Annotated in this window: 1 protein-coding gene and 2 pseudogenes; all 3 read right to left on the bottom strand. The window is 72.1% G+C overall.

The genetic code is table 11. From position 1 onward, the window contains the following. Positions 1-1,484 (bottom strand): annotated as a pseudogene (locus tag ACOJSN_RS17145) (cell division protein FtsK); the annotation flags it as partial. Next, positions 1,481-2,332 (bottom strand): hypothetical protein, encoded by an 852-nt coding sequence (locus ACOJSN_RS17140; protein WP_420113701.1) that lies wholly within the window; start codon positions 2,330-2,332, stop codon positions 1,481-1,483. The gene ACOJSN_RS17140 and the pseudogene ACOJSN_RS17145, both read right to left, overlap by 4 nt. After that, positions 2,329-3,533: pseudogene (locus ACOJSN_RS17135) on the bottom strand (hypothetical protein); the annotation flags it as partial. The pseudogene ACOJSN_RS17135 and the gene ACOJSN_RS17140, both read right to left, overlap by 4 nt.

Genomic DNA, 3,533 nt, shown 5'->3' with positions numbered 1-3,533 from the left:
CCCATGCCGAGCTGGGCGCTCTCCTTCAGGTCGAGGAGGACGGGGTTGCCGAGGTCGTCGATGCCGAAGGGCACCCGCAGGAAGTCGGCCGGGCTGCGCGGCCGCCACAGGTCCTCCGGGTCGAACGTCGTGGGGTCCTCGATGTTCAGCAGGTCCTCGACGTCGAGCGTCGCGTCGCCCTCCTCGTCGCGCGACGCGACGAGCGTGACGCGCAGCGCCGCCATCGCGCGCGCCGTGGCCGCGAACCCGGGAATGTCGACGGCGTCCGGTTGCATGATGACGTCGACGGCGTCCCGTGTGCCCGGTGCCGTGGTCACCGTGGCCCGGGTGGGCAGGTCGGCATCGTCGATGCCGCCCTGGCCGTCGGAGACGACGTCGTCGAGCGTGATGCGCACGTCCACGTCGCTCGGTTCGTGCAGGCGGTCCGAGAGCAGGTGGATGACGGTGATGCCGAGCTCGCTCAGCGGCACGTTGCCGCCGATCGGCAGCGACGAGGCCACCTTGCCGTGATCGTCCGCGACGATCACGAGATGGGGCGGCTGGTTGCGCTGCGGGCCGGCGCGGCGGGTGCTGTTCGCGGCCTGCACGCGGTCGGTGAAGGTCTGGCCGAGCACGCGGCCGAGGCCCTCCACACTGGGCGCGATCCTGCGTGCCGGCACCGGGCCGTCGAACAGCTCGGGTTCGAGGTTGTGGGGGAGCAGGTCGGCGCCCGCCCAGTCGTCGGCGTTCTCGGGAGCGAAGGCGAGCGCGATGCCCACGTCGTCGGGTGCGTGCATGGCCGCGACCTGCAGCAGCATCGAGCGAATGAGGGCACTGCCGCGCTCGCGGTCGCCGATCACCGCGACCGAACCCGCCTTGCGTAGCGGCACGGTCTGCGGCATCGACTCGACCTTCGAGCAGCTTGTGCTGATCAGCTCGGCCTCGGCGAGCAGGATCGGGTCGTGCGGTGTCATCGGCGACTCAGGGCTGGGGAGTCGGATCTCGAACCACGGCACGGTCCCCAGCCCGGCTCTCACGTCGAGGAAGTCCGCGTCTCGACGGCGCCGCTCCCACAGGCGTTTCGGGTCCCGGATGGTCGACATCAGGGCGCTCGGCTGCGGGTGCAGCACGCTTGCCGCGAGCCGGATCTCGGCCGTGCGCTCGGCGTACTCGCCGCGCACCTGCTCGAGGTAGTCGAGGTACAGCTCGCGCTTCTGCGCTTCCTGCTTGGCGTTGCGGCCGCGGGAGCTGAGTGCGAAGCCGACGCCTCCGACGATCGCGACCACGAACACCAGGGCCGCGACGGCGAGGAAGAGCGGGTTGCCGCGGCGCATCACCACCATCATGAGCACCGAGGTGGTGGCGCCCATGATCGGCATCAGCATCTGCATCGGCATGGAGCCGGTGTCCTCGCCGAGCGAGGGCGGGGCCGCGAGGACGTCGGGCTCGGGACGTTCGAGCGGGAGCGTCTCGCGGGTGGGTCGGTGGACGGTCTTGACGGTCACGGGGTGGCCTTCTCCTCGGAGCGTCGGCGCCGGGTGGCGGGTTCGGCGCGGCGGGCGGCAGCTGCGGACACGAGCGCTGCCGACAACCGGATGGCTGCCAGGTTGGTCGCGTCGCGCAGCCGGGTGCTCGGCACCGGTCGGGCAGCAGCGTGAGCGCGGTCGCGGGGGATCCGGACCACCGGGATCGGAAAGGCGCGGATCGCCTCGCCGACACCCACAGGCACGCGTCCGCGTGCGGGGACCAGCACGCCGACGGCGGGCACGTGCACGGCGTAGGCGGCCGCCGCCAGCTCGACCGCGTGCTGGAGCGCGACCCGGTCGGGCGTCATCACCACCGCGAGCACCGAGCTCGCTGCGACGACGTGGCCCAGCGAGGCGACATCGCGCACCCCCCAATCGGTCACCACGAAGTCGAAGAACCTGCTCGACGGCGCCACGGACTCCCACCAGCGGGTGTCGTCGGTCTGTGTCTGCCTCGTGAGATCGAGGCCGCGCAGTCCCGACGGCGCAACGGCCAGTCCGTCGAGAGCCTCGTCCGCACGTCCTGCCGAGGCGCGCCGGGCGTCCTGCTCCATGGTGCTCGCGGCGTCGCTGAGCAGACCGGCGTGCCACAGCAGCGACCGCTCGGCGCCCGAGGCGTTGACCGCGAGCACACGGCCGCTGCGACGCCGGGCGAGCACACCGGCCGCCAGTCCAGCCGCGACCGAGCAGCCGACGCCACCGCTGGTGCCCACGAAACCCACCCGTGTGGACAGCGCGAGCGGTCGGCGGGCCTGCTCGTCGAGCTCGCGCAGCTCGGCGATGCGTCGTGGCCGTGACGCGGCCACCAGCCCCCATGCGGCTCTCATGAGGTGAGCGTGTTGACCAGGTCGGCGAACACCCCGAGCAGCCACAGCAGCAGCGGTGCGAGCGCGATCACCGCCAGCATCTCGAGCATGCCGGCGTAACGGCGTAGGCGCGCCCGGGTGTTCTCCGAGACCCGCATGCCCACGAGTGCGGCAAGCAGCACAATCAGACAGACCGCCACGAGCGTGGACGAGCCCGGCGACATCAGCACCGTGAACGCCAGCGTGACGATCGGGAGCACGCCGCCGGCGATGAGTGCAAGGCGCTGAGGCGCGAGCGGCAGCACCTGCGTGCGCAGCAGCAGCACGAGTCCCACGGCAGCGCAGATGCCTTGCGCGGCGCGCTCGTCGCTCGTCGCCAGCAGCCAGGCGGAGAGGGATGTCGGCAGCACCACGGCGATGGTCGTCCAGGTGAGGGCACGGTGCGTGGCGTCGACCGCCCGGGTGACCGCCGGGCGCGAGACCCGCTGGCCCTCGACCACGCGATCGTCGAGCCCGGTGAGCCCGCTTGCGGTCATCGCGATGCCAGGCAGCAATCCCAGGGCCACCACGCCGACGATCGCGACCCACGCAGCCACGTGCTCGGTGGGCATCTGGGCACGGTGCATGAGGATCCACGCACCGGTGATCAACGCGGCGGCGCCTCCGCCGACCCCCAGTGGCACGTCCTTGAATCCGACCGCCGCGACCAGCCCGACCACGAGTCCGGTCAGGCCGAACCAGACCAGCAGTGCCGCGCCGGGGTGAGCGAGGCCGGTCTGGGCCAGCACGAACCCGGTGACGACCCCCAGACCACCGACCACAGCGGCGGTGAGCACGATCGCAGGACCGGTGTGCCGCCGTCGGGCACCGAACACAGCAAGCGCGAGCAGCACCACGAAGCCGAGTCCCACCTGACCGGCGGTAAACCCGTTGAGGATGGCCGCCGGCCCGCCGAGGAAACCGATGATCGCCGCGATCGCCGCGGCAGCACCCACACCCCACGCCGGCCGCCACGCATCGGACCGGGTCTCGACCGCCGCGCCCATGAGGTCCGTGACGTCGGCAACTTCCGGGGGTGGGGGAGCCTCGTCCACGCGGACCAGGCGCAGGATCGTGCCGTGCTCGACCTCCTGCTCGGCGAGTGTGAGCGCGGGGGAGAGCTGCTCTCCCACGGTGGTCATCAGCACCACGGGCCGGGAGGACCGCTCGGTGGTCTCGTCCA

This window comes from Pseudactinotalea sp., assembly GCF_048594945.1.
In the GTDB taxonomy this organism is placed as follows: Bacteria; Actinomycetota; Actinomycetes; order Actinomycetales; family Beutenbergiaceae; genus Pseudactinotalea.
The sequence above is the reverse complement of the archived record's forward strand: the minus strand, read 5'-3'. Positions and strand labels throughout refer to the sequence as shown.